The following is a 25,370-nucleotide window of genomic DNA, read 5'->3' on the forward strand; positions in this document are numbered from 1 at the left end:
TGCCGCCGTCCTCGCGCGGGCAGGTGTTTCTTGAGCACCCCACTGCTTTCCATTATTATCCCTGCCTATAACGAAGAACATCGCCTGCCGGGCACCCTGCAGGCGATTCATGATTTCCTCGCTGGGCAATCCTATGCCGCCGAGGTGCTGGTCGTGGAAAACGGCTCCACCGATGCCACCCTGGCCGTGGCGCAAGCTTACACAGCGCACCTACCCTACCTGCGCGTGTTCCATGAAGAGATACGCGGCAAGGGTTGGGCCGTGCGGCGGGGGATGTTGGCCGCGGTTGGGGCTTACCGCTTTATCTGCGATGCGGACCTTTCCATGCCCATCACTGAGGTAAACCGCTTCCTGCCGCCGCAACTTCCCCCTGAGGTGGATATCGCCATTGCCTCGCGCGAAGCCCCCGGTGCCCACCGTTACGGCGAACCCGAATACCGCCACCTGGCCGGGCGCGTCTTCAACGCCATGGTGCGCCTGCTTGCCCTGCCCGGCCTGCAGGATACCCAATGCGGCTTCAAGATGTTTCGCGCTCCCGTGGCCGAAGACCTCTTCCGCTACCAGACCATTACCGGCTGGACGTTCGATGTGGAAGTGCTGTTCATCGCCCGCCGGCGCGGTTATAAGATTGTCGAGATTCCTATCCCGTGGTACTTTAATCCTGAGAGCAAAGTGCGCTTGTGGCGCGATGCGCGACAGATGTTTCTGGATCTGCTGACGATCCGCCGTAATGCCCGACGAGGGGTTTATGACGCGCCGCTACCCTCTGCTTGATCCCAAGGCAACCCCCACCCTGGTGTTCGAACGGCGCCTATGGGCGCAGGGCCTGCGCTATGTGGCAGGGCTGGATGAGGCCGGGCGCGGGGCCTGGGCGGGTCCGGTGGCAGCAGGTTGTGTGATTCTGCCTCCGGTGGATGAGGTGGTGGCATGCCTTTCCGGCCTGCGTGATTCCAAGCAACTTACCCCAGCGCAGCGCGAGCGTTGGGCCGAGCGCATCCGCCGCATTGCCCTGGCCTGGGGGGTGGGCATGGCATCTGTAGAAGAGATTGATCGGATGGGCATTCTGGCGGCGACGCGCCTGGCGATGCAACGTGCCCTGGAAGCTGCTACCCTGCCCGCCGAGCATTTGCTGATTGATGCCTTGGCCCTACCGGATGTGCCCTTGCCGCAGCACGCCCTCATCCACGGCGACCGGCGCGCTCTGAGCATTGCCGCCGCGGCGGTGCTGGCCAAGACCGCGCGCGATGCCCTGATGCGCGAGTGTGATGTCCGCTACCCCGGCTACGGCTTTGCCCACCATAAAGGTTATGGAGTGCCGGCTCACCGCGTGGCGCTGGCGCGCCTGGGGCCATGCCCCTTGCACCGCTGTAGTTTCGCCCCCGTGCATGCCCTGCTCCAAACCACGCCGGGGGATGAGGCTTAGCCTAAAAACTGGCGCAAATTAGCCGCCTGTAAGATCCACTCATCCAGATGCTGAAAACGCTGGTGGCGTACGGCGTTCACAATACGGCGGCTTATGTCCAGGTGTGCGGTATCAACCTCATAAGCGATGCCGAGGCGTTCGATGGCACGGCGTAACTCGGCCGACAGGTACGGGTTCTCCAGGTCCGTATAGCGCAGCGCCGCCGCGAGATCGGCATCGAAATTGAGGTAAACCTGACGCAGAAAACGGATATCGTCGTGATTCAGGGCGGATAAGCCCAATAGTTCGGGCGGCAACCCGATGGAATATAAGGCGGCTGTAAAGGAGATGGCGCGCGGCAACGAAACGCCGTTGACGTTGCGGGAATACCCAAACAGCCCCACGTGCAACTTGCGTTTGCGCCGCCGCGGCACGTAGGCAGCCACATTGTTGATCACTCCAGCCAACTCCAGCACACCTTCTCGATAGGCGCGTGTGTATTTCTCCATGATCTCAAAACAGCGGGGCTCCTCAATTGCCTGGGCTGATTGACGCGGCAACTCGTGCAAACGGCGGATGGCCTGGCTGACCTCCAGAGCAGGGTAATCGTATTTGAAGGCGGATTGAATGGTGAAGGTCTGCACCGAAGGGTACTCTCTGACCACTTGCTCAACCGTGGTGGGCTTGAGGTGCCCGCGGAAGGGTGGTGAGCCCACCCCCAGAATCGGATAGAGGGGTTTACCCAGGCGCTTTTCCAGGCGTTCCAACCGGGCCAGAGCGATTTTATTGGCCAGGACGGTGGTAATCAACCCCGAGTTCATCGCCGGATCGGAACGTGCCAGGAAAACGCGGTGGTACGCCACTGGTTTATCTTGCAGATACATCTCCATGACCTCAGCCGCCGCCAGCATGTGCTCGACGGCTTCAAACAGCGGGATGACAAAGATGCGCTCTGGCCGAAATGGCCCTAACCATTCCCCAATCGTGATATCCATGCCGGGTAGCCGGGTGTTATTTCGCCCGGCGACAAAATGTTCGTAGTAGACGTAAATGCGGTTGAGGTCCGCAGCAGAAGTGGTCATGGGGAGGATCACCTCGAAAATCGGCGCTGGATAGCCGGGCTGAAAGATCTCCGCCGCATCATAGGAACGCGGAATACTGCCCAGCGTCTCCAGTAAAATCTTGGCTTCACTGCGTTCCACGGCCGGATTGGGCACGCGTGGGGTGATGAACACGTCACGGCCAATTTGCTGCGTTTTGAAGTAGGACGCGTAAGTGCTCAGCAGTTTTTTGATGACGAAGTTATCCACTTCTTTGCCTTCGTAATCCCACATCTGTTCATCACAGCCCAGGTGGGAAAACACGTAGTAGGCTTCCTGGACCTCATCTTCCCCTTGTAACTCGGAATTGTCCGAAAAGAAGGGAACCTGAACATTATCCGGGTGCTGGGTGCTCATACAACGGGGAATCTTGACCATGCCCGTCTCCTCCTTTATCTATTAGCGCGCAATGATACCACAGCCGGCGGACTTCTGGAAAGCGGTTCCGCCGAGGTCTGCCAGGGGGTTAAGACGTTCCTTGCCTCCCATCATCGGTAGGAATGGGAGTTGCCCACGGCGCTCCTTGCTCCACCCGCCGTACCGCCGGAAGGGCCGCGTCTACCCTTCCGACAGCACCACAAACCGCGCTGGGGTGACCTCGGCTAGGCCGCACAGGCGTAGGCTGATCTCCCATAGGCGCTGGGCCGCGGCGCGATCATACGAGGCTGCCGAGGAAGGCACCGGCCGCTTATTGACAAAATAGTGCCCACTCATCCCGGCCACCTCGTCCGCCGTGGCCAGGTAAATGGAGGTCTGCGCCCCTTCTTCCGGCGAGATGGCGAAAAGACGTTGAACCAGCCGAAAACCCCAAGCAATCGGATCGTGGTTGTTATGGGCAAAGCGCGAAGCCACGAACCCAGGGTGTAGGGCATTGACCGTCACGCCCGTACCCTCCAGCCGCCGCGCCAGTTCATAGGTAAAATACAAATTGGCCAGTTTGGATTGCGCATAAGCCCGCCAGCCGTTGTAACCACGTTCGTTCTGCAAATCGTCAAAATTCAGGCGGGCACCGTTGTGTGCCATTGAGGACACGTTGATGATGCGCGCTGGGGCACTGGCTTTGATGACATCGAGGAGCAGCAAGGTGGTCAGGAAATAGCCCAGGTGATTGAGGGCAAAAGTCATCTCCAGACCATCTGGGCTGATCTGGCGGCGGGTGAAATAGGCGCCAGCGTTGTTGATCAGCACATGCAACCGGTCATAGCGCTGACGGAAGGCGGAAACCATCTGGCGGATGCTGGCCTGAGAGGCTAAATCCGCGACCAAGTAATCCACCATGGCATGATTGCTGACCTGACGCAATTCCTCGGCGACCTTGGCCGTCTTTTCGGGGTTGCGTCCGACGATGACCACCTGCGCGCCCTGCTTGGCCAGTTCGCGCGCCGTTACCTTGCCAATGCCATCGGTGGCGCCGGTGATCAGCGCCATTTTACCGTTAATCCAGCTCACCATCCTCAAACCTCTCCCAAGTAAATTTAGCCCAATTTTACCCCGGGGCAGGGTTAGAGAATGATTTCCGGGCAACAAAGCCTATACAAAGAAGGTTTACGCCGGCAGCAGCACCGCCCCACTCAGCGGGCTCAGGGTCAGCCCGTGCAGGTGACCGTGGGTGACCTGGGCGGTGCCTGCCCCCAGTGCATTGCGCCAGACCGAGCCTTCGGGTAGGGTGTTCTCCACCGGCACATCCAGGTGCAACGTTTGGGAGGCGCGGTTGAGCACCACCACGGCGACATCCTGTCCTAGTTGCCGCAGGTAAACCACTTCGCTGCCCTGGGCCTGGAGCACCTTAAACTCACCGCTACGCAGGGCGGGGTGGGCGTGGCGCAAGGCAATGCAGGTACGATACCAGGCGCGCAAGTCGTGATCCCAGCGCCGTTCATCCCAGGGGAAGGCACGGCGGCAGTCAGGATCCTGACCACCTTCCAGGCCGATTTCATCCCCGTAGTACACGCAGGGTGCGCCGGGGTAGGTCAGCAGGAAGAGCACGGCCAAGCGCAGCAGAGCGCGTTCCCCGCTAACCAGCGAGAGGAAACGCGCGGTGTCATGGCTATCCAGCAGATTGAGTTGGGCCAGCACTGCCGGGCGCGGGTAGCGTTCCAGTAAATGGGTGATCTTCTGGGCAAAGTTCCCACCATCTTGGATGAAGAACTCCGGACCATGATCGTACCAGTGGCCGACGAGGTCGCGTTGGAGGCGTTCCCCGCCGAAGAAACCCCAGCAGGCATAGGTGAGCAGGTAGTTCATCACCCCGTCGAATTGATCGCCCTGCAGCCATGGATCGGCGGCCATGGGAATCTCGCCGGTGATGTAGGCCTCGGGGTTGGTGGCTTTGACCACCTCGCGGAAGCGTGCCCAGAAACCCGGCTCGGTGACGCAGAAGGGCACATCCAGCCGCCAGCCGTCCGCGCCTTGCTCCAGCCAGTAGCGTGCTACATCAAAGATAAAGCGCTGTACCTGCGGGTTGGCGTGGTTGAATTCGGGCAGGGCAGGTAAGTTCCACCAGCACTTGTAGTTGGGCGTGCCCTCGTATGCATTCAAGGGGAAGCCTTTCACCACAAACCAATCCAGGTAGGGAGACTGCGCGCCTACTTCCAGGATGTGGTTGAATTGGAAGAAACCACGGCTGGCGTGGTTGAAGACGCCATCCAGGATGATGCGGATACCGCGGCGGTGAGCTTCATCCACCAGGCGGCGGAAAGCGGCATCGCCTCCGAGCAGTGGATCCACGCGGTAGTAGTCGTGGGTGTGGTAACGATGGTTCGAAGCTGACTGAAAGATGGGGTTGAGGTAAAGGGCTGTGATGCCCAGGTCTTGCAAGTAATCCAGGTGTTCCACAATACCGAGTAAATCACCGCCCTTGAAACCATTGGGGGTGGGGGATGCATCCCACGGCTCTAAGTTGCCCGGCTTTTCCACCGCGGCACTGCGAGCGAAGCGATCGGGGAAGATCTGGTAGAAGACGGCATCGTGCACCCAGGCGGGGGTGTGGAAATCGGCTATGGTCATGGCATTCTCCCGGTTGAAAAGATGGTTCAAGCGGCTCAATTGTACTCGTTTTTATGTCCGGTTCCCGGAGTTAAGAACCTGAGGAAGGCCAGCATCTGGCCTTCCTCAGCGATTGGGGTGCTCGTGGAGTGGGCGTTTAGCGCGGCAAGCGATAGCCGTAATCGGCCAGGACGGCCTTGGGGAATTCGAAACGCATCGTCTTCAGCGGATCCACCACCTGGCAAACCTTGAGTTCACCTACCAGGCTCATCAGCAGCCCGGCGTCGTTGATCGAAAGGCCGACCTGATCGGTCAGGAATTTAGCCATGGCTTCGATGGCACCCTGGCTGGCTTCATCCATGGTCGGGGCGGAGTAGATGGTAGCCACGCGGTCGGTTGTCTCGACAAAGGGAGTGGGTAAACCCGCCAAAGCCGGCACGGGTGTGATCTTCAGGCGCACTTCACCGGGCGTCTCGGCGCCGCAGATGATGATTTCGCCATCTCCCATGGCGGCGTGGAAATCGCCACAGCCGAAGAGCGCGCCCTCCACCGCGGCGGTAAAGTAGACGCTGGCGCCCTCGCCAATGAGGGAGCAGTCCATGTTGCCGCCGTGTGCGCCGGGTGTGCCGCAGGGGATTTTGCCCTCGCGCGGTGCCACCCCAATCACGCCGATCATCGGGCGGGCGGGCACGCGGACGCGGTCGCGAAATACCACCACATCGCCCACCCGCGGCAGGATCACCGTTTCCACCTGGGTTAAGTGTTTGCCCAATGCACCCTCGCCGGGCACGGTGACCATGGTGGAACGCTCGCCCACGCGCAGTTCGAGGATATCCACACGCACCACATCCCCGGGTTTGACGCCCTGGACATACAGCGGGCCAGTGGCCGGGTTGACGTGATTCCAGTCCAGGTTGTCAATCAAATCCTGTTCGCTCTTCAACTGTCCCTCAAAGCAGTCGTGCGTCTCCAGCCAAACTTCCTCGCCCGGCTGCACCTCTAGCGCAGGTTGTAAATCAGGGGCAAAGGCAAAGAATACATGTTCACGCGTTAGTCGTTTCATCCTACACCTCCCACCGTGATTATACCTGCAAGGCTGGTGGTACCTTGCGAAAGCCACGCGAGACGATCAGCAACACCACGAAACCGATCTCCAGCCAGATGAAGCCCAAGGTCTTGGTGTGGACGTTGAGGTTGGCCCAGACAAAACCGATGATCACCAGGTCTATCAGAGGAAGGAGAAGGTAATTCAAAATCCCTTGAGGTGAGCGTTCTTTATTATAGAAGAAGTAATAGGCGATCACCGCGATGTGAAGCACCGTGAAGGCGGTCAGCGCGCCGAAGTTGACCAGTGATGAAAGGACTTCCAGATCAAGCAAGGTGGCGATGGGCAGAGTGATCAGCGCGATCACGAAGATGGCGGTCCAGGGGGTCTTGTACTTGGGATGCACCCAGGCCAGGAACTTGGGCAGTTGTTCGTCCCGCGCCATGCCGAAGAGCACGCGTGAGACTGCTGCCTGCGCGGCAATGCCGTCGCCGATGCCCCAGGCCAGCACGGTGCCGATCAATGCCAGCAGGCGCACTACCGTGCCCCCAGCCTCCTGGGCAATGTAGAAGAACGCCACATCGGTGTTCGGAAAGGTGGTGTAATCCGGCCAAACCAAGGCTGCCAACCAGGTTTGGGTCATGAAGAAGAACGCCAACAAGCCCAGCGCGGCCACCCCCACCAAACGTGCAGTCATCCTGGCGATGACCAGAAAGATGATCCCAATCACCAGCGCCGCCTGGCTGGAGACGCCCGCTTGTCATACCGCCTCCGCCGGGTCAGTGGGGTTGTACCACACCTGCACCGCGCCGCCCACGGGGTAGCGAGCCAGTTCCTGTTCCACCTTACGCTGGCTGCTGATGAACGACGGCGCACCCGCTTTCAGGCGCTCTCCGCGGTAGGTAATGTCGTTGATATCCTATTCATAGACCACCCGTGGGGCAAAGACGCGGTGTCTATCCCCTTCCGAATCCGCCGTTATATCCTCGGCCAGCGTGGCTTCAATCACGCGTCCCGTGACCGAGGGCTGGGTTTGAGCCGCGGCAGCTTGTTTCCGTTCCTGCGCATAGACCGTCAGCGCATAAATCCCCGCCCCCATGCACACGACCAGAAAAGCGCCCAGACAGAGAAATTCCAGGCCTCCTAACATCGCACCACCCCCGCCCAGAAGGATTAACGGATTACCAGTATCGTCCTGGTGGAGCCTGGCCCTAAGCTCAAATGGGGCGGAAAATGCTCTTTAACCTCGGGTGATGGTTAGCCTCTTGCGCAGAGACACATACACCCCAATCCCCCAAAGCACCACCAGCGATTGCATTGGCACCAGGAAGCGCGGGTTATCGCCGTGGTCGGGCAGTGTTTGTAGAATCGAGGTGAGCCACAAGGTGGCGGCTAACAAGCCTAAATAAGGGGGCAAAGACAGCTGCTCGCGCCAGCGCCGCACCAGCATCAGCGGTGAGAGCAGGATAAAGAGCAGGTTGAGGCCAATAAGCCCGGCGCGTTCGGCCCAGGCCAGCCCGCTCAACCACGATTGCCAAGCCGGATCGGTCAGATTCGACGGCACCCAGATGATCGGCGCGCGCCAAAAGAGCCACCACCCTTTTACGGCGTAACGCAGGTAAAGATCAGGGTGCTCGCGAATAAGTTGCAGGGAGAGGCGCGCCAGGGTGCGCGAGAGGTCGTAAAACCCCAGTCCGGACGCTTGCATCATCTCCGGGATAGCCTGCCAGATGGTGTTGCTTTGCGTGCCGTACTGCGCAATGCGGGCATCGCGATAGCGTAAGTATACCTCGCGTAGGGCAGCGTAATCATCAGGCACATATTCAAAATAATACCCGGTATGCTGGATCAGGTTGTAACCAGTCATGGTGGTGACGTTCCACATCCCGAAACGGGCGTGGATAAACGCCATCCAGGCCCCCACCAGCGCACCGGCGGTAAACCAAGTTGCCAGCAGGGTGCGCCATTCCAGGCGACGAAGACGTTGCCCGATCCCGCCTGGGCCGCCGATGACCGGCAGTGCTGCCAGCGCTACCCCCAGCCAGAAGGGCAAAAACACAAACAAGGGGCGGGTCAGCCCGGCCAGTGCCCCGCCCAGGCCGATCCCCACTGCCACCACAGGACGCCAACGGAGCGGGGCTTCCCACCAGGTCCAGGCCAGGGCTAACGTCAGTACGACCCAGAAGGTGGCCAGGGTCTCGCTCAGCAGGTGGGCTTCGAAGAAGAGTTGGCCCAGGTTGAGTGTATGTGCTAGCGCAGTGACCAGTCCGAGGAACGGTGAGCGCCATATCCGCCAGCCCAGGTAGAAAAAAAGGAGGGTTGTCGCTACCCCCAGGCCTAACTGCGCTAGGCAGACATGTGCATCATCCTCCCACAACGCCAGAAAGGCCGGGTAGCCTGGGGTGCGCACGCCGTCGTAGTTTTCCCAGCCGTTGCGGATGCTCTGTGCAGCACGGCGGTAGGCCCCGGTATCGCTGAAGGCGCGCACAGGGTAGGTATGCCACAGCCATACGCGCACCCCAAGTGCTATGACCAAAGTTAACAGAAAGGGAAGCAAACTAGAGAGTGGCGAACGAGACAAGCGGAGCCTTCCAGCGGGCGGGAAGTCGAAAGGGGTATCTCAATTTTACCCCCAAGGACCGGGAACCATCGATTCGATTACCAAGCCGGATTCTGTGCGGCTCATAGGGGAAGCCAAACTGCCCGATCGGACCGGGATCAAAGTCTTGGAGGATGGGGATGAGATACCACAACCCGCCGGTAATGACTGAACCGGGCGGGTTGCGAGAATGCTCATAAAGTCAATTCCAGCAGAAGTTCCAACCGATCCCAATGCTCGGGCAGTGGGTTCTCCACCTCGGGATCGAGAATCTTGAGGCTGTTGGCCATGATCAGCAGCAGTGCGCCAGCCAAATCGGGCAACATGGCCTCCACCTCTGCCGCAAGTGTGCGGTCCAACGGCGGGTAGGTCGCCATGCGTTCCAATACCGGGCGCAATTCGATCTCTTCCTCCAGATTGCGGAAGGCTTGTAAACTACGTTGAAAGCCTGCTGTGAGGGGCAGGTCTGCCTCGGTGATCACGTCGCGCCCGTTGGCTGCCGCAGTCCGCTCGGCCATGATCAGTAGGTCATGGAGTTTATCGCTAATTAAATCCGAGATGCGTTTGAGGTCGTTCTTATCCACGGTGATGCCGGCAATGCGGCGGAATAAATGTTGCATCCGAGTCGCACCGATGATCATAGCCTCTCCTCTTCTCGGTGTTTGAGTTAGAAATGGGGGCGGGGATCCCCGCCCCCACCGTTGACGCAGACCCGTTTAGGCCGTCTTGATCGGGATGGCCTTGCGCGCGCTCTGCGCCTCGGGCGTCTTGGGCAGGGTGATGGTCAGCACGCCCTTCTTGAAGGTGGCTTCGGCTTTATCCACTTCCACCTCGCAGGGTAGCGGGATGACGCGGCGGAATGCACCGTAGCGGCGCTCCATGCGGTAGTAATCCTCACCCTGCTCCTCTTCCTCCTGGCGCTTCTCGCCGCTGAGGATCAGCGTATCCCCGACCACGGAGATGTCAATATCCTTTTCATCCAGGCCGGGCAGTTCGGCGGTCACAACCACCTTCTTGGCGGTTTCTTTGACATCTACACGCGGCGTGAAAGTCTCCCAGGTCTCTTCAAACCACTCCCACGGCGAGAGCGACCAGGCGCGGTCAAAGAACGACTCCATCCAACGGTCGAGATCGCGCATCAGAGCGAAGGGCGAGCGTTCCGCCTCGCGGCGCACGGCCAGCGCGCGGTTCTTGGGTCGCCAGGGAATCAGATCGGTGATGGGCATAGTCTCACCTCCTTTCCCGGCTTGGGTTTTTCATGATGCCGCCTTGACCGGGATGCGGCGGATGCGTGCCGGACCAGCCTTTGGCAGGCGAACCTGCAAAACGCCATCTTTGATCGAGGCTTCGATCTTATCGCGCTCGATGTCTTCGGTCAGGGTGAAGGTGCGTTCGTAATCCCCACCCTCATACTCGGCATAGTCCAAGTCATACCCTTGCGGTGCATGGCTCTGGACGGTGCCGCGCAGGGTGAGGATGTTTTTCTCCACGGTTACTTCAATGTTATCCTGGTTGACCCCCGGCATATCGGCCAGGATCAGGATATCCTCCGGGGTTTCAAGGATATCCACCGCCGGGGCGAAGACGCGACGTGGCCGCTCAACGCGAGCCGGACGGGTTTCTTCGCGCACTTGCAAGGCTCGGGTTTCCTCAGCCATAGGTCAGCCCTCCTTTCCGGATGGGATCAGTGCACACCTCAGGCCGCCTGGACGGTGATGCGTTTAGGTTTATCGGCTTCGGCGCGCGGTAAGGTGATGGTCAAGATGCCGTTCTCGTATTGGGCTTCGACGTGATCGGCGTCAATGGTGAAAGGCAATTGCAACGAACGGGCAAACTCGCCTTGGAAGCGCTCGCGGCGTTGGTAACGCGCACCTTCGGGCAAATCCTCGGCGACGCGTTTGCCACGCAGAGTTAGCGTATCGCCGACCACAGAGACCTCGATTTGCTCCGGATTAACCCCGGGCAGTTCTACTGTCACCACCGCGCCCTCGGTGTTGGTCCACACGTTCATGGGTGGGAATTCAACCTCAAAGAAGCGGCGGCGGCGCGGGAAGAACGTTTCGAACAGGCGATCCATCTCGCGCTCCATGCGTTCCATCTCGCGTTCCATGCGTCGGATTTCACGCCAGGGCACGAAGGGCTCGATCATCGCCACATCCCTCCTTTCTCGTGGGTTGATGGCACCGCATGGCGTTATTTACGCGGTGCATTTATATGAATAGCCTGCCCGCATATGAAAAATATTAGAATTTTGCAAGAGAAAGATCAAAGGCTTTCCCAACCCGCTTTTAACGTGCACCAGCAGCCGGATCATACCTCGGGTACAATCTTCACAAAACTTCCCCTCAACCGTGCCTCTTCCGCCATTAGCGCCCGAACGCGCTCCGCCGTCTCAAACTGATAGGTTTGTTCAAGGGCGTGGATGTAATGCTGCATCAAATCGCGAATGGTTATGATGTCATCACCGTCAATCGGCAGGATGCGCACTCGTGCCCCGCGTGCCAGGCGGCGCAGAAGCGCCCGTTCGTCAAACCCATACTCAGGGGTGAGTTTTTGATAGACCACACCCCCTGTCATGCCGGAGAAAGCATACGGTCCCGGATCGCCTAAGATGATCACAGTACCTGCCGTCATATATTCACAGGCAAACCCTTTGATATTCGCATGTGTACCCAAACTGCCTTGGCTATCATCTACCGGCCGTGTGATCTCGCCGCCAATGACCACCCGAGCCCCGGAAAGGCGAACACAGGCGCGGGCATCGGCATTTCCTTGGACGATCAAGATGCCATCCTGGGCGCCGTATGCGAAAGATTTACCCACACTGCCATCCAGACGGGTTCCTTCATGATTTAATCCCTTCATAATCGCCACACGACCACCATTGGCTCCTTTGGCGACGCCATCCTGGGCTCCTCCCTCAATAAGCACATCGATTTTCTCGGTATTCCAGGCCGCAAAGCCGTTCCCGGCCAGCGTCGAAGGCCCAAAACGCAAGTGTAGGGCATCTACACGGTGATAAAGGTCGGGGTGGCGCATCAGTTCACCTGCCAAACGCGACCCCAGTGCCCGATCAATGGCTGAAACCGAATCTTGGTAGGTGACCTCACGCTCGCCTTCGCCCACGGCCCGCATGATCAGGTCGGTCAGGATTGTGCTTAGGCTATTGCGCGGGCGGATGAGCAGTACCCCTACCCCCGGCTCGGGTGCAGGACGCGGCTGTACTGGCAGTGCCTGCAACAACGGGGAGAGGTCAATGGCATCCTGACCGCGTACTTGTTCCATCAGGTCGGCCCGCCCGACCAAATCTTGCAACCGGGTGGCACCGAGTTGCGCCGTGATCTGCCGCATTTCCTCGGCCAGAGCGCGGAAGAGGCGCACGATGCGCTCATGATCTCGTTCAAAAACCAATGGGACAAAATGTTTCAACCCTTTCTCACGGGCTTCCTCGATGCTCTGGATTTGGGTTGCAATACCGACATGACAGGTGCCCAGGTTGCATTGACGGCAAATGGTGCAACCCAGGGCGACCATCGCCAGCGTTGCAAACCCCACCCGGTTAGCGCCCAGCAGAATCATTTTCACGGCATCGGCGCCGCTCTTCATTCCCCCATTAGCCCACAATTCGATCTTGTGTCGAATCCCTGCCTCCACCAGGGCATGGTGTGCCAACCACACCCCAATCTCCGTCGGCAAACCGGCATACTGAAGCGCGTGTTTGCGCGCGGCACCGGTACCGCCATCATAACCTGAGATATTGATGATATCCGCCCCAGCTTTGGCAATTCCTACCGCAATGATGCCGATCCCCGGCACCACCGGTACCTTGACCGATATTTTGGCCTGGGGATTGACCAGTTTCAGCTCTTCGATTAACTGGGCCAGGTCTTCAATGGAATATAGATCGTGATTATTGGATGGCGAGAGCAAGGTGACATAAGGCGGGGTGCGCCGGGCGCGCGCGACCTTCGGCGTTACTTTATATGCCGGGAGCATACCGCCCTCACCGGGCTTGGCCCCTTGTCCGATCTTGATTTCTAACACCGCCGCTGAGTTAAGAAACTCAGCATTGACCCCAAAGCGTCCACTGGCCACTTGCTGACCCCGGTTATGTTTGTAGCGGCCCATAATTTCGGGTAACTCGCCTCCCTCGCCGTTAATACACAGCATGTTGAGCGCTGCTGCCGCGTGGATGTAGGATTTGAACGAATTCTCACCTTGTGAGCCGTAGGACATGGCGTCAATGACCAGGGGTAGGTCATAATCCTGGATCGAAAGATCCACCACCTCCGGCGGCTGTGGGGCAACAAGTTTGAAATCTAGCAGGTGGCGCAAGGCAACCGGCGTTTCGGCCACTAGACTTTGAAACAAACGCCGTATTTCGGCGTACTCCACCTCACCGCGGGCAAAATTGAATACCACCTTCCAGAACTTGGGGTAAAAACGGCTCTGAAAAGGCATGCGGGGCTCTTCGACCTCGCCGCGGAGTTCGGCGCCGCGCTGGCGGGATTCGGCATCCAAGCGCTCCCAGGTCATGCCGGTTTCCTCACTACCCAGATAATTGGGCACGTCAAATACCTCGGCCAGGCTGGGTGCCAGGCCAATCGCCCCAAAGACCCGCCCATAGCCGCGCAGTTCATGGCAGCCCATGGTTGAGGTCACTTTTTCTAATCCTTCTTTCAAATTCTCCACAACACGCGTTAACAGCGGCTCGGCTACTGCATCTTCTACCGGGGTGCCTTCGCTTTTCAAGGCGACAGCAAAGAGAGCGTAGGGCACGAGTGCATCAGCGCCTAAACCGCAGGCGAGGGCCAAATCGTGCAGGTTGCGCAAGGCGGCGCTGCGCACCACAATTCCAGCCCGGCGGCGAAAATTTCCTTCCGGCCCGGGTAGCGCACTGCGCAGGGCGCGATCCGCCGCGCTGACCGCCAAATGCGGATCCAACCAGTTCAATCTGTCCGCTTGAGCGACGAGGTCGTCCAGAATCAGACACTGCTGACCGGCTTGCACGGCGGCCACCGCGACTCGGCTGAGCCGTTCCAAAGCCGCCGCAATCGTTTCATCCGCCCGCACCCCCAGCGGAAGCCAGGTCGCACGAGCGCCAAAAGCAGACACCAGGGTCTCAAAAGTGAGCGTGCCAAAGCGATGCGCAACCCGCTCGGCGACGTCCTCGGAATACAACCCCGGATATCCGCCAGTGAGGATGGGAAGTTCCAACTCAATCAGCACATCCTCTTCCGGCGCGGCTTTGCCAATCGGTGGCCGGGCACCAACCAAGGCGCTGGTTGAGAACACTTCCCCCTCGCGGGCGTGGTCAATCGAAGGATTGGTAACTACGGCTACCGCTTCTTTGAAGAAATCTGCCAGGTTAACCCGCGCCCGGCTCAGCACTGCCAACGGCCCATCATACCCCAGCGAACTGATCAAATCGTCCTTCTGCTCGCTGGCCAGGGCGGCCACCTCGTTCAGGTGATCGCGCAGCCAACCGTTAGCAGATAGCAGGCGCGAGTTGAGCGGTAGGGATGGAGCGGTGGTCGGCAGAGGGGCCGGTTGTTCTTGCCAGGCCGGTTTAAACGGCACTGCATGCGGGTGTGAAAGAGCCAGTGAAAATGCAGCCGGGCGCACCAGCACCTCGGTGTGATCGCCTGTGCGATTCAAAGACGCCAAAGACGGCGGAGATTCGGGCCAGAGCTCCCAGTGTTCCCCCGCGCCGCCAATCGCTACCGCGATGCGGCGCTGAGCCGCGCGGTTGATCACATGGCGACGTATCTGCGCGTGGTCCAGCACCAGCGCATCCTCACCTCGGCGCAATAAAACCGCTACCTTTTCCCCCGGCGCCAGGGCGCGCGGCTCACTCACCCAGGTTTCCATAGGGATCGTCCCCCGTTCCGAGGTGAAGATATATTCCTTTTCGGTTTCCACCCACCACAGTGGGCGTAAGCCGAGCGCATCTACACTGGCTACAATCCACGCTCCCCAGCGGGCGACAACGGCCGCTGGCCCCTGGGCATATGGCCCTAGCGCTTGCCGCAGGTTCTGATAGGTCTTCCGATATTCAATGGGCAACGGGCTGATCTCGTGCGGGGAGGGTGGAAAAACCATTTCCATTGCCTCGACCAAATCAAGGTGATAGCAGGTGCACAACGCATGCAACAGACGATCCACATCCTGAGAGTCCGAAGCGCCGTTCACCAATGGAACACCCAGCTGAACTGCTTCCTGACGCAGGCGCTGGATGGTATTGATCTCCCCATTGTGCCCCAAGAGCGCAAAAGGTTGGGCACGCTCGGAGGTAGAGACGGTGTTGGTTGAGTAACGCGCATGGCACATCACGGCAGAGGTATCGAAGTAGCGATCACGTAGGTCAGGGTAGTATTGGGTCAGCACTTCCACCGAGCCACGCACTTTATACACCACCGTATAAGGGCTGAGAGAGGCAAAATGGAAGCCGTGCGCGTGCTCTAATTCTGCCTGGACTTCGAGTAAGCGTTTCTCGAGGCTCTCACTTTCACTCATGTGCCCGGCAATTTGCCAGAACTGTGGGGGATTTTGGCGTGCCTGTGCGCCAAGGGCTTCCGGGCGCACCCGCCCGGGCTCTAGGTAAAGTAGGTTAAGCCCAGCCTGATCAAAGTGCGCTGCCACCAGGGCACGCAACTCGGTAGCGGGGAAGTCGGGGGTCACAAAGAGGTGACCGACCCAGAAACCGGGTTGGGTGGCTAGATACGAGGGCAAACCGGCCTGGGCAAACTTGCGTGCCCACAGCCGGCGCGGAATATCAGTTTGCACGCCGGCACCGTCGCCCTCGCCGTTGACAAAACCGGTGCGGTGCCCCATGCTGATCAATGCTCCTAAGGCACGCTTGAGGGTGCCAAAGGTGCTCTGACCATGCTTACGCACGCTCATATATAGAGCACACGCATCATGTTCTATCGTATCCCAAGGCGTGAGATGGAGGTTGGGCGTGGGATTGAAGGCCATGGTCTCCTCCTGTTGTGGTAGGAATCGGTGTGTTGTTGTGAAACCACAATCATGTAGACGGCTCACCGACTCAAAAGGTGGAATCGATGATAATACTTCTTGGTCGGGCCAACGATGACCCGAAAGGGGTATTTTTTGACCCTCATTGGGATAAAACGCCCCGGCACAAGATCGGGGCGAGCGGGCTACGCTTGCGGTGAGAGAGGCAGCGCGGCGTCGTCTGTCGCAGGGGCAGCCTCCGCAGGACCGGGGTTTGGCGCCAGGGCGCTGATCGTGATCACTAACTACTCCAAATCGGCTTTGGCATCCAGAGCCAGTTGAATTTAAGTTAGCGGTGAGCAGGCTGACCAAGCCGACGGTGGATGAAATCCCAATCAGGTGAATGAAATCCCAATCACAAGCAGGAAAGGCATCACCGGGTTGTCCCAATACTCAGAGGCCTGCGCAGCGGCAGAACAGGCCTACAGAAACCGCCACCCCAGGCCAAGAAGCCCAGAACCCTGAACACACCAGCCGAGGCGTGCTGAGGACACCGTTGGGCATCAGATCCACATTGTCCACGCGGCAGTCTTCAACATCGCTGCTATCATCATCTTTGAGCACACCGTTTGCATTCAGCACCTTAATGAATCCCGGACTGAAGTTGTTAATCGGGCCGAGGCCAAGGTTCTTCACCACCAGATCCACGATGACGAAAGTGTTCCCGGTTTTGGGCTCACGGTAGAGGCCGCGTTCGAGCCGACGGACGTTGGTGAGGGACACTTCTACCGAATACGACGTGTTGTGCAGAGAATCCTAAACCGGACCGATGGTTTGGGGAGTAAATGGCGGAGTTGGGCTGGGAGCAGGTGTGAATGTGGGCAAGACCTTGGTGCAGGTAGGGTAATGGGTGGGATAACGCGTGGCAGTAGAGTAACGGGTGTAAGTGGGGTAGGCGTCTGTGTGGGTATGGGTGTCCCAAGTGGTTTGGATTTGAAAGACCGCCACTTGCACGCGTTGGGGGGAAAGCGCGCAGGCGCTCAGCAGACTGCTCATAAACATGATGAGACTCCCCCACAAGATGATGGACGCATGGCATCCTCCGGATTGAAAAAAGGCTTAAGCCTCCCCACTTTAACGTCGAAAACCCGCCGTGTCATGCGGGTTTTCCCGTAATCTTGGTCCTGACCGGGGTTTATATTGAGCCGAGCAGGCGGCGAATGTGGTCGTAATGATCACGTTCGTGCCAGAGGGCACGGCGCAGAAGCTTGCGCGGGCTCCACAACTCCCCCTGCCTGCCGATGACGCGCTCTTCCCCTTCTAGTTGCGGCAATACCGCCTCCAGGCGCTGGCGCACCATCGCCAAGCGCTCGAATACGTCGGCAGGCAGCGCAGCGCGTGGTATTCCAGCCAAGCCCAGGCGGTCCAGGTACCACTGCTCGGCGCCAGCCATGTGTTCCAGAATGCCGCGAATGCTCCAGCGTTCACCCGGGTAGGTGCGGTCGAGCGTGGCTGCGTCCAACCCCTGTACCAGGGCAAGCAGGTCGGCACGGCTCCAGGCTAACATCTGCGTACCCCGCCGCACCTCCAGGCGGGTGAGCGGCTTCCAGTCGTGTTGAAACCAGGCGTTGATCTCATAGCCGCCGCTGGTCGTGCGCTCATAGTGATCATTAAGGTGATAGACCTCCCACACTTCGACCAAACGCACGTCCACGTCCCCACCCTCGGGCAGCCATGAGGGCTGAGTGTGGCGATTGACCCAGGCGGCATAGGCAACGTAGGCCGGGACGATGGCAATCAGGGCTTCGGTGGCGTCACGTCCGTAAGCAAAACAACCCGGGTGCTCCAGCGCCCAGGCCAGGGAACGTCCTTCCATCCCATTTTCTATACCCACATACAAGATCATGGTTGCTCCATTTAGGGCCGTTCCAAGCGATATAGTGTCCCGCTGCGGTGATCGAGCAGGTAGAGTTCACCTTGACGATCCTGCCCAAAGGCGCTGATGTTGGCCGGGGTGCGCATCAATTCCAGCGCCTCCCAGGTGCTGCTGGCCGGAGTACGCCAGAGACCCCAAACCTGCCCGCTGCAGTAATCCCCGAAGATATAGACCCCTTGCAGTTCCGGCAGGGCCTGTCCACGATAGACAAAGCCGCCGATGATCGAACACCCGCCCTGATCGTGCCCGTATTCCCAGACCGGGTCAATCAGGGTCAGACCAGCGGGCGGCTCGCCTTTGAAGGGATGGGCGCCCTCGCGGTAGTTCCAGCCGAAGTTGGCGCCGGGCGGCGCCCCGGCCGGGAGATAATCCACCTCCTCCCAGCGGTTTTGCCCCACATCAGCGATGTAAAGATCGCCCGTGGCCGGGTCAAAGGCATAGCGCCAGGGGTTGCGCAGACCCAAGGCCCAGATTTCCTGCCGCCCGCCCTCGCCGCTGGCAAAGGGGTTATCGGCTGGGATAGCATAGGGCTGAGCGCTGTGCACGTCAATCCGGAGCATTTTACCCAACAGGGTGGCGGGATTCTGGGCCCGCCCTTGTGGGTCACCTGCGGAGCCGCCGTCGCCCAGGCCAATATAGAGGTAACCATCGGGGCCAAAGGCCAACCCACCGCCGTTGTGATTGGCGTAGGGCTGTTCAACGTAGAGGAGGCGTGCCTCGGATTGGGGGTCACCAAAGCGGCCATTGGGGGTAAGGGTATAGCGCGCAACAACCGTGTTGCCTTGCCGGTCGGTGTAGTTAAGGTAAAAAAGGCCGTTGCGGTCAAATTCAGGGTCCAGGGCAATGCCGAGCAGACCCTGTTCGGAGCCCTGGCTGCCAACACGATCGCGCAGGTCCATGAACGGCGCAATTTCCACCTGCCCGTTGGTCACCTGACGGATGATGCCGGCCTGTTCCAGCACCAGGATGCGACCATCGCCCAGGTCGGCCATGTCCACTGGCCGCTCCAGACCGCTGACATAGGGTCGCCAGCTCAGGCGGGCCGGGTCAGGGGCAGGGGCGGCAGAGGTGGGGGATAGAGAAGCGGTGAGGGTGGGGGTAAGGGTGGTCGTGGGTTGCAGTGGGGGTGGGGTAGGCGAAGCAGCCGTAGGGCGCTGGGGTTGGGCCGAGGTTGGGCGCAGAGGCGGGGGGGTAGGCGAAGGCGCAGGCGTGGCACAGGCTGCCAGCAGGGCAACCAGAACGAGCATCAGCATCCGGGTGCGCATGGTCATTACTCCTTTGGAGCGATTATAGCATGAGCAATCGGAGAGGAGGCGTAGGATGTAGAACGAAGAAGGGGAGTTACCGCCCGGCTGAGCCGTTCTTAAGACTTCGCCTGCCTGTGCTCGTCCCGAAAGTGCATCCACGGGCAACATTTATGTCTCAAATGCACCTCCATCCTTTTGGGGTGCCCCACTTGCACCAAAAAGTAACTCTGCCTACATATAACAACCATCACTCCTTGTTCTCTGCCGTATAATTCAAACAACAGGTGGCCCGATGAATCCGTTCTCACTCTGGCTGGCTTTAGGGGTTACACTGGGCTTGTGGCAAGTGGCGCATAGCGGTCCACCCTCAACGCGATTTGCCCGCCTTGGCCTGGGGCTGGCGGTGTTGGTGGCTGCGTTGATCGGTGCCCGCCTGGGGTATGTCATCCTTCACCCCGCCTATTTCCGCACTCACCCCCTGGTTATCCCCCAGGTCTGGCAAGGCGGGTTGAGTGGGGTTGGGGCTTTGTTAGGGGGCTTGCTGGGCTTGGGCGGGCTGGCGTGGGGATTGCGCCGCTCCTGGCTGGTTCTAGGTGCGGAACTGCTCCCCCTCTTACCCACCGTCACCGCGGCCGCCTGGCTAGGCTGTTGGGACGCCGGGTGCGCCTATGGCCCATCTGCCCCTGCCGGCGCCTGGTGGGCGTTGCCCATCCGGGATGAATGGGGGCGCACCACTCTGCGTTGGCCCCTTCAGCCTCTGGCAGCAATGAGTCTGCTTGGGCTCTTCTGGGCGATGGAGAGGCGTTGGCATGAAGCCCCTGCCGCGCACCGGGTAGGCTGGGGTGGTTTGGTCTTTGCACTCCATACCGTCCTCTTCTCGCTCGCGCGTGCCGATGAGCCCCCTACCTGGAATGCCATTCGCCTCGACCTCGCCCTCGGGGCCCTTTTAGGCGCAGGCTGCTTGATTCTCTTGCTGCGGAATACTTTCCCAATTGGGAGGAAGACGGTGTCATGAAGTTAACTCTGGCTCTGGCGCAAATCAACACCCGCCTGGGTATGCCCCAGGCCAATTTGGAGAAACATCTGACGTTGATCCACGAGGCGCACCAACAAGGGGCTGATCTGATCCTCTTCCCGGAACTCTCACTGACCGGCTACGTGCTGCAAGACTTGGTGCCCCAGGTTGCTCACCGCCCGGTCGCCGATGATCCTCTCTTTGCCCCCTTGTTGGCTGCCAGCCAACATCTGGATATCATGGTCGGCTTTGTTGAAGAAGATCGCCGCAGCCGCTTTTTCATTGCCGCGGCCTATCTCTCCCAAGGCGCGGTGGTGCACGTGCATCGCAAGGTCTATCTGCCCACATATGGGCTGTTCGACGAAGGTCGTTTCTTTGCCTGGGGTGATGCCGTGCAAGCCTTTGATACCCGCTTTGGCCGCGTGGGGATGCTAATCTGTGAAGATTTCTGGCACGCTTCACCGCCCTACTTGCTCTGGTTGGATGGAGCTGATCTATTCCTGTTCGCCTCGGCCTCGCCCGGGCGCGGTCTGAGCCGCGATGAGCGCTTGGGTTCGGCGCGTTGGGTGGATCACATTAACCGCGGCTATGCCAGTCTATTTACCGCGTTTATCGCTCACACTAACCGCGTTGGCTATGAAGATGGCTTGAACTTCTGGGGTGGATCGGCGGTTTACGACCCCGAGGGAAACGTGATCGCCCACGCCCCTTATCATGAGGAAGCTCTGTTGCTCACCGAGATTGATCTCAACCAACTGCACCGCACCCGTTACCGCTTGCCCCTGCTGCGGGATGAGCGCACTGCCCTGGTGCAGCGTGAACTGACCCGCATTTTGGGGCAGCGCCAGGGCAACAGCGGGCGCTGAGGGAGGAAGCCCAATGACCACAATTGATCTAACCATCAACACCGACCTGGTGCGTAAAATTCTGATCGGTTTCATCCGCAGCGAGATCACCCGGATGGGCTTTGAGCGCGCTGTAGTGGGACTTTCGGGTGGTATTGATTCAGCGCTCTCATGCTACCTGGCTGCCGAGGCGTTAGGGCCGCAGAACGTCTTGGCCGTGCGCATGCCCTACCGCACGTCATCCCCTGATTCGCTGGAAGACGCTCAAAAAGTCATTGATGCCTTAGGCGTTCAGGCTATCACCATCCCTATCACTGAGATGGTGGAGCCACTCTTTGAACGCTTCACCGATATGGATGCGGTGCGGCGCGGCAACATCATGGCGCGCGCACGCATGATCGTGCTTTATGATCAATCGGCATCGTTTGGGGGGTTGGTGATCGGCACCGGTAACAAAACCGAAATCCTGCTCGGCTACACCACTCTTTACGGCGACTCGGCCTGCGCTATCAATCCACTGGGTGATCTCTATAAGACTCAGGTGCGCCAACTGGCGCGGGCAATGGGTATACCCGAATCTATCCTGAACAAACCCCCTTCGGCAGACCTCTGGAAGGGACAGACTGACGAGGGCGAACTGGGCTTTACCTACGCCGAGGTGGATCGCCTGCTCTACCTGCTGGTAGATGAACGCTATAGCCCCGAAGAGTGTGTGGACGCTGGGTTTGCCCCGGAGTTCGTGCATCAGGTCATGGAGCGTATTCGCCGCAATCAATTCAAACGTATGCCTCCGATCATTGCTAAACTATCCTATCGTACTGTGGGCTATGATTTCCTTTACCTGCGCGATTGGGGCACTTAACGTCCCACCAACGGCAGGAAGGTCAGCCAGTCGGTTACTTGGAGAACGGCGGATTGGCACTGGCGCACTTGTGGCTCATACGCGGAAGTTACACAGATCTCAAGGGAATAAAAACCCTTTTCTGCGCTGGCTGGTGCGCTAAGGGTGAGCGGGCAGGTGGTGTCGGCACCGGGGTCGAGCGTAACGTTTTTGCATTCTGCAGTGAGTGCGGTGCTCAGTGGGGCGGCAATGGAGGCATTCACGGCCAACGTGTCGAGGAAGTTGCCCCGGTTAGTTACCCCGATCCCAATCGTGGCATGACCACCACGAGGTAGGTAGGATGGCGGGGTGAGGAAGGTTATTTGCGGTTGAGGTTCGGGCAAGACGGTCAGCGTGATCTCCAAGTGCTGGGAAGGGATAGCGGCGCCTTGTGCTTGGGCATCCAGGGTGAGAGTTTCCACCAGGCCAGCGGTTGCTCCTACCGGAACATTGACGAACAGTGCCAGGGAACGGGCTTCCCCCAAGTTCAGCACAAGGGGGGCAAGCGGTGTAACCCCCCAGCCTTGAGTTGAGGTGGCGCGCAAATCCAGGGTGAGCGGTAAGGTGCCAGTGTTATGGAGAGTCAAAGGAATGGGAAAGGATATCCCCGGCGGGGTATCCAAGTTCAGGTTGGGGGTGGTGAGTGCAAAGGCATAATAATGCCGCTGACTGTGCAAGGTGGCAGTGGCACCGACGTCGGCTTGTTCGCGCACGGTTGCGGTCAGCACCGCAACGTCTTCGGTGATCGTTCCGTCTGCGGGTAAGGACACGGCGGCCTGGATCTCTGCACTTCCCCCTGCCGCCAATGAAAGCGACGTTGGGGTTTGTAGAGTCGTTGTCCAGTTGCTGGAGGTCAAAGAAAGGTCAACCGTGGCAGCGGAATTACCACTGTTGGTCAGGGTCAGGGTGTGGATCACGGTTTCACCCCCATGTGCTACCTGTTCACTGGTGGCCGGGAGCAAGGTCAGGGCATAGCGGGGCGGGCTTTGGCAGGTCGTGATTTGCACGTCATCCACCCAAGCGCCTGGGCTCTCGTTGCGGTCATCACTACCCGCTACCCAACGCAGGCGCAAGGTGTGGCCGGCGTCATCGGTCAAGTCCACGCGCACCGGTTGCCAATCGTGCATACCACACCAACCCGTTTTCCCGCCAAGAGGGTTCCCCCGCGACGCAACCAGTGTTCCCGTCGGCGCACCTTCCAGATAGGCGGTGAGTGGTACGTCGTCCCAGGACTCGCCGTCATTGGTTGAGATCTGTAAAACCAATCCATCATAACAAGTGGTACCGTTGCCTTCCAAATCGGCGCGCAGCCAGAAGGTGAGGGTCTGGGGAAGGGTTTCCGCCGCGGCGGGTAGGGTGATTGGTGGCGAAACCAGGCTGTACGTGATCGGTGTGGAGGGCGGTTCGACATGAAAGGCGTAGGGTGTTGAATGCGCCGATGTGCTCGTAATCACCCAGTTATCCAATTGCCAGGTCGGTTCTGATGCAGCAACGTTGGTCACAAACGCCGTGAGCGTGGCCGCGCCGATGGGGCAGGTGCCGGGAAGTGGGCGCGTGGTGAAAAAGCCGGTGGGTGAAGTGCGCTCACCACAGGGGTTATGGGCGCGTACCCGCCAGTAGAGCAGGGTATTGGCCGGCAGGGGCTCAAGGGGTATGAAATGGGTCTGGGCAAGCGCACTCACGACCAACACGGGCGTGGTAAATGTGCTATCGCGGGCGATCTCCAAGGTGTAGGCCACGGTGGTAGAGTCGCCCTGCCAAGTGAAGGTGGGTTGCAGAGGCACGCCGTTCGCGCCCACTGCGGGTGCTGTGAGCGCTGGGGATGCCGGTAGCGATGCTGAAACCTGAAGGGGGATTATAAGCGTATGCGTCTGGGTCTCTGACGTGGCTTGCAGGGTAAGCAGGTACGAGCCGGTTGCCACACCGGCATCCGCACTCAGGGTAAGCGTGCTGCTGCCGGGTGGGGTAAGGCGGGTGGGTAGAAAGGTACCTTGAACCCCGGCAGGGGGTGCGTTCAACTTTAGGCTGACCGGTGCGCTGAAGCCCTGAAGTGGTTGTAAGGTCACCTGGGCAGTGGTCGCACTCCCGGCGCACAGGGCCAAGGGAACGGGTTGGAGGGATAGGCTGAAATCACCGCGAAGCGATAAAAGTTGCGGCTGTAATGCAGGATCACCGAGCAGGGTATAGGCTTCCCAGTAGCGGCGGGCATCATCGGGGTAGTCGGCAGCGAGGGCGGTTAGGGCGGTTTGCAGGGCCTGGCCAAGACTGGGGGTGGGTTCAGCAAAGAGCGCAGCGAAAAAGGCACGCGCTAGGGCACGGTCTAACGCCCACTGAGTTTCCTGAGCGGCGCCGATGAAGACCAGTGCGCCATGGTCGGCGTTGCGCACCCAGGTTTCGCCCAGTGCCTCACCGAGGGTGAAATCGGCACTGCGGCCAGCAAAGGAAAGCACCAGTGGGGTCGGGTTAGCGCTGAGGGCGTGCACGTCATTTTGATCGAATGCAGGGGCTTTCCAGGCGCTGAGGGTGCCCGCACCGGGTAGGGCGGTCAACGCTACCTCGCCCAGGTAAACCACCAGGCTACGTCCCTCCTGCAGTGCCGCGCGCACCGCCTCACGATCGGCGGCGTAAGTGTAGGCATACAGGCGATCGCCGCCAATCTGATCGGATGCTGGGAAACGGCCCAGGTAGCCACGGGGGGCGGTATAGGTGGTGATCAGGTCGTTGAGGGTGGCTTCGACGTTTAGGCGTTCATCTGGGTGGTTTGTGGCGAGGAAAGCGGCGCGGCGCAGCCAGGGCTCATCTCCGGTTAAACTGGCATAGGCCTGCCAGGCGGCGATCACGTGGCTCAGTTCCTCGGTTGAGCCGACCGGCAGCCGTCCCAAGAAAAAGTTCGGCGTGTAGTCCAGGCTGCCGTCCATGGTGGTGTAGTAGAGATCGGTTTGGCGGTTGGGATTAAGCCGCGAAGGCCAGGCCGGCAGGCGATTGGTTGTCCCGACTAATAACACATAGAGCGGGGTTGAGGTGTTGGCTTCGTAAACGGTACGCAGGCAAGCCTTGATGCCGGCAGTGCTGTTTCCACACGCCTCAATATTTAGCAGGGTGGTTTCAAAGCCCTGGGCTGCCTTGAGGGTACTCAGGGGTTGGAGTGCCGCGATGAATTCGCTCGGCGCGACGATTACATAACGGGGCGGGGAGGCATCGGCGGCGTTCGCGCTGCGGGGGACGGAGTGGGTAACGCTGAAAGCGAGCAGGGCCAGCAGAGTCAGAAAGCAGGTGAGGGGATAATAGGCACGACCGGCCATAGGCGCACTCACGGAGAAAAATGAAGGGGAGGTATGGATAGAAGCGCCTCGCCGTAG

Annotated in this window: 23 protein-coding genes; 5 read left to right on the forward strand and 18 right to left on the reverse strand. The window is 59.6% G+C overall.

Annotation, left to right across the window (positions count from 1 at the left end):
• The first annotated feature begins 30 nt into the window (after positions 1 to 30).
• Positions 31 to 774: a dolichyl-phosphate beta-glucosyltransferase gene (locus tag AC01YT_RS08580; protein WP_476674550.1), complete on the forward strand. Its 744-nt coding sequence runs from the start codon at positions 31 to 33 to the stop codon at positions 772 to 774.
• Positions 749 to 1,423 carry a ribonuclease HII gene (locus tag AC01YT_RS08585; RefSeq protein WP_476674552.1) on the forward strand — a complete coding sequence of 225 codons (675 nt, stop codon included), beginning with the start codon at positions 749 to 751 and terminating at the stop codon, positions 1,421 to 1,423. Before AC01YT_RS08580 ends, AC01YT_RS08585 begins: the two co-directional genes overlap by 26 nt.
• Here AC01YT_RS08585 and ppcA read toward each other — a convergent pair.
• The 17 genes from ppcA to AC01YT_RS08670 all read right to left on the reverse strand — a co-directional run bounded on the left by ppcA (position 1,420) and on the right by AC01YT_RS08670 (position 19,439).
• Positions 1,420 to 2,880 (reverse strand): phosphoenolpyruvate carboxylase, encoded by a 1,461-nt coding sequence (gene ppcA, locus AC01YT_RS08590; protein ID WP_476674554.1) that lies wholly within the window; start codon positions 2,878 to 2,880, stop codon positions 1,420 to 1,422. The two genes, AC01YT_RS08585 and ppcA, sit on opposite strands and share 4 nt — an antisense overlap.
• A gap of 180 nt (positions 2,881 to 3,060) precedes the next feature.
• Positions 3,061 to 3,954 (reverse strand): SDR family oxidoreductase, encoded by an 894-nt coding sequence (locus tag AC01YT_RS08595; RefSeq protein ID WP_476674556.1) that lies wholly within the window; start codon positions 3,952 to 3,954, stop codon positions 3,061 to 3,063.
• Between the two features lie 93 nt (positions 3,955 to 4,047).
• Entirely contained in the window at positions 4,048 to 5,508 is a 1,461-nt protein-coding gene (locus AC01YT_RS08600; protein ID WP_476674558.1) for a glycoside hydrolase family 13 protein, read from the reverse strand.
• A 136-nt stretch (positions 5,509 to 5,644) separates the two neighbouring features.
• Positions 5,645 to 6,550: an acetamidase/formamidase family protein gene (locus AC01YT_RS08605; RefSeq protein WP_476674560.1), complete on the reverse strand. Its 906-nt coding sequence runs from the start codon at positions 6,548 to 6,550 to the stop codon at positions 5,645 to 5,647.
• A 19-nt stretch (positions 6,551 to 6,569) separates the two neighbouring features.
• The gene (locus AC01YT_RS08610) at positions 6,570 to 7,262 is read right to left on the reverse strand and encodes an APC family permease (protein ID WP_476674562.1); all 693 of its coding nucleotides are present in this window, start codon (positions 7,260 to 7,262) and stop codon (positions 6,570 to 6,572) included.
• Positions 7,263 to 7,292: 30 nt separating this feature from the next.
• Positions 7,293 to 7,448 carry a DUF3592 domain-containing protein gene (locus tag AC01YT_RS08615; protein WP_476674612.1) on the reverse strand — a complete coding sequence of 52 codons (156 nt, stop codon included), beginning with the start codon at positions 7,446 to 7,448 and terminating at the stop codon, positions 7,293 to 7,295.
• A 3-nt stretch (positions 7,449 to 7,451) separates the two neighbouring features.
• The gene (locus AC01YT_RS08620; protein ID WP_476674564.1) at positions 7,452 to 7,682 is read right to left on the reverse strand and encodes a hypothetical protein; all 231 of its coding nucleotides are present in this window, start codon (positions 7,680 to 7,682) and stop codon (positions 7,452 to 7,454) included.
• A 90-nt stretch (positions 7,683 to 7,772) separates the two neighbouring features.
• Complete coding sequence (locus tag AC01YT_RS08625; RefSeq protein ID WP_476674566.1) at positions 7,773 to 9,113, reverse strand: hypothetical protein; 1,341 nt, start codon at positions 9,111 to 9,113, stop codon at positions 7,773 to 7,775.
• A gap of 212 nt (positions 9,114 to 9,325) precedes the next feature.
• Positions 9,326 to 9,772, reverse strand: a complete 447-nt coding sequence (locus AC01YT_RS08630) for a DUF1931 family protein (RefSeq protein ID WP_476674568.1) — start codon at positions 9,770 to 9,772, stop codon at positions 9,326 to 9,328.
• Positions 9,773 to 9,847: 75 nt separating this feature from the next.
• Positions 9,848 to 10,357, reverse strand: coding sequence for an Hsp20/alpha crystallin family protein (locus AC01YT_RS08635; protein ID WP_476674570.1), 510 nt, complete (start codon positions 10,355 to 10,357; stop codon positions 9,848 to 9,850).
• A gap of 30 nt (positions 10,358 to 10,387) precedes the next feature.
• Positions 10,388 to 10,789, reverse strand: coding sequence for an Hsp20/alpha crystallin family protein (locus tag AC01YT_RS08640; protein WP_476674572.1), 402 nt, complete (start codon positions 10,787 to 10,789; stop codon positions 10,388 to 10,390).
• Positions 10,790 to 10,827: 38 nt separating this feature from the next.
• Entirely contained in the window at positions 10,828 to 11,280 is a 453-nt protein-coding gene (locus AC01YT_RS08645) for an Hsp20/alpha crystallin family protein (protein ID WP_476674574.1), read from the reverse strand.
• Between the two features lie 161 nt (positions 11,281 to 11,441).
• A complete protein-coding gene (locus AC01YT_RS08650) occupies positions 11,442 to 16,109 on the reverse strand; it encodes a glutamate synthase-related protein (RefSeq protein ID WP_476674576.1) in 4,668 nt (1,555 codons plus the stop codon).
• A gap of 432 nt (positions 16,110 to 16,541) precedes the next feature.
• Positions 16,542 to 16,871, reverse strand: a complete 330-nt coding sequence (locus AC01YT_RS08655; protein WP_476674578.1) for a DUF4352 domain-containing protein — start codon at positions 16,869 to 16,871, stop codon at positions 16,542 to 16,544.
• A 33-nt stretch (positions 16,872 to 16,904) separates the two neighbouring features.
• Positions 16,905 to 17,150 carry a hypothetical protein gene (locus AC01YT_RS08660; RefSeq protein ID WP_476674580.1) on the reverse strand — a complete coding sequence of 82 codons (246 nt, stop codon included), beginning with the start codon at positions 17,148 to 17,150 and terminating at the stop codon, positions 16,905 to 16,907.
• 133 nt (positions 17,151 to 17,283) lie between these two features.
• Positions 17,284 to 17,994 (reverse strand): DinB family protein, encoded by a 711-nt coding sequence (locus AC01YT_RS08665; RefSeq protein ID WP_476674582.1) that lies wholly within the window; start codon positions 17,992 to 17,994, stop codon positions 17,284 to 17,286.
• A gap of 11 nt (positions 17,995 to 18,005) precedes the next feature.
• A complete protein-coding gene (locus tag AC01YT_RS08670) occupies positions 18,006 to 19,439 on the reverse strand; it encodes a PQQ-dependent sugar dehydrogenase (RefSeq protein ID WP_476674584.1) in 1,434 nt (477 codons plus the stop codon).
• 124 nt (positions 19,440 to 19,563) lie between these two features.
• Between AC01YT_RS08670 and AC01YT_RS08675 the strand changes: the two genes are divergently transcribed.
• From AC01YT_RS08675 to AC01YT_RS08685, 3 genes are read left to right on the forward strand one after another with little or no spacing between them, the layout of a single operon-like run.
• Entirely contained in the window at positions 19,564 to 20,286 is a 723-nt protein-coding gene (locus AC01YT_RS08675) for a prolipoprotein diacylglyceryl transferase family protein (protein WP_476674586.1), read from the forward strand.
• Entirely contained in the window at positions 20,283 to 21,152 is an 870-nt protein-coding gene (locus AC01YT_RS08680; protein ID WP_476674588.1) for a nitrilase-related carbon-nitrogen hydrolase, read from the forward strand. Before AC01YT_RS08675 ends, AC01YT_RS08680 begins: the two co-directional genes overlap by 4 nt.
• Positions 21,153 to 21,165: 13 nt before the next feature.
• Positions 21,166 to 21,993, forward strand: a complete 828-nt coding sequence (locus AC01YT_RS08685) for an NAD+ synthase (RefSeq protein ID WP_476674590.1) — start codon at positions 21,166 to 21,168, stop codon at positions 21,991 to 21,993.
• Here the strand turns inward: AC01YT_RS08685 and AC01YT_RS08690 are convergent.
• Positions 21,990 to 25,313, reverse strand: coding sequence for a C25 family cysteine peptidase (locus AC01YT_RS08690; RefSeq protein WP_476674592.1), 3,324 nt, complete (start codon positions 25,311 to 25,313; stop codon positions 21,990 to 21,992). The two genes, AC01YT_RS08685 and AC01YT_RS08690, sit on opposite strands and share 4 nt — an antisense overlap.
• Between the last annotated feature and the right edge of the window lie 57 nt (positions 25,314 to 25,370).

Source organism: Thermanaerothrix sp., from assembly GCF_056331585.1.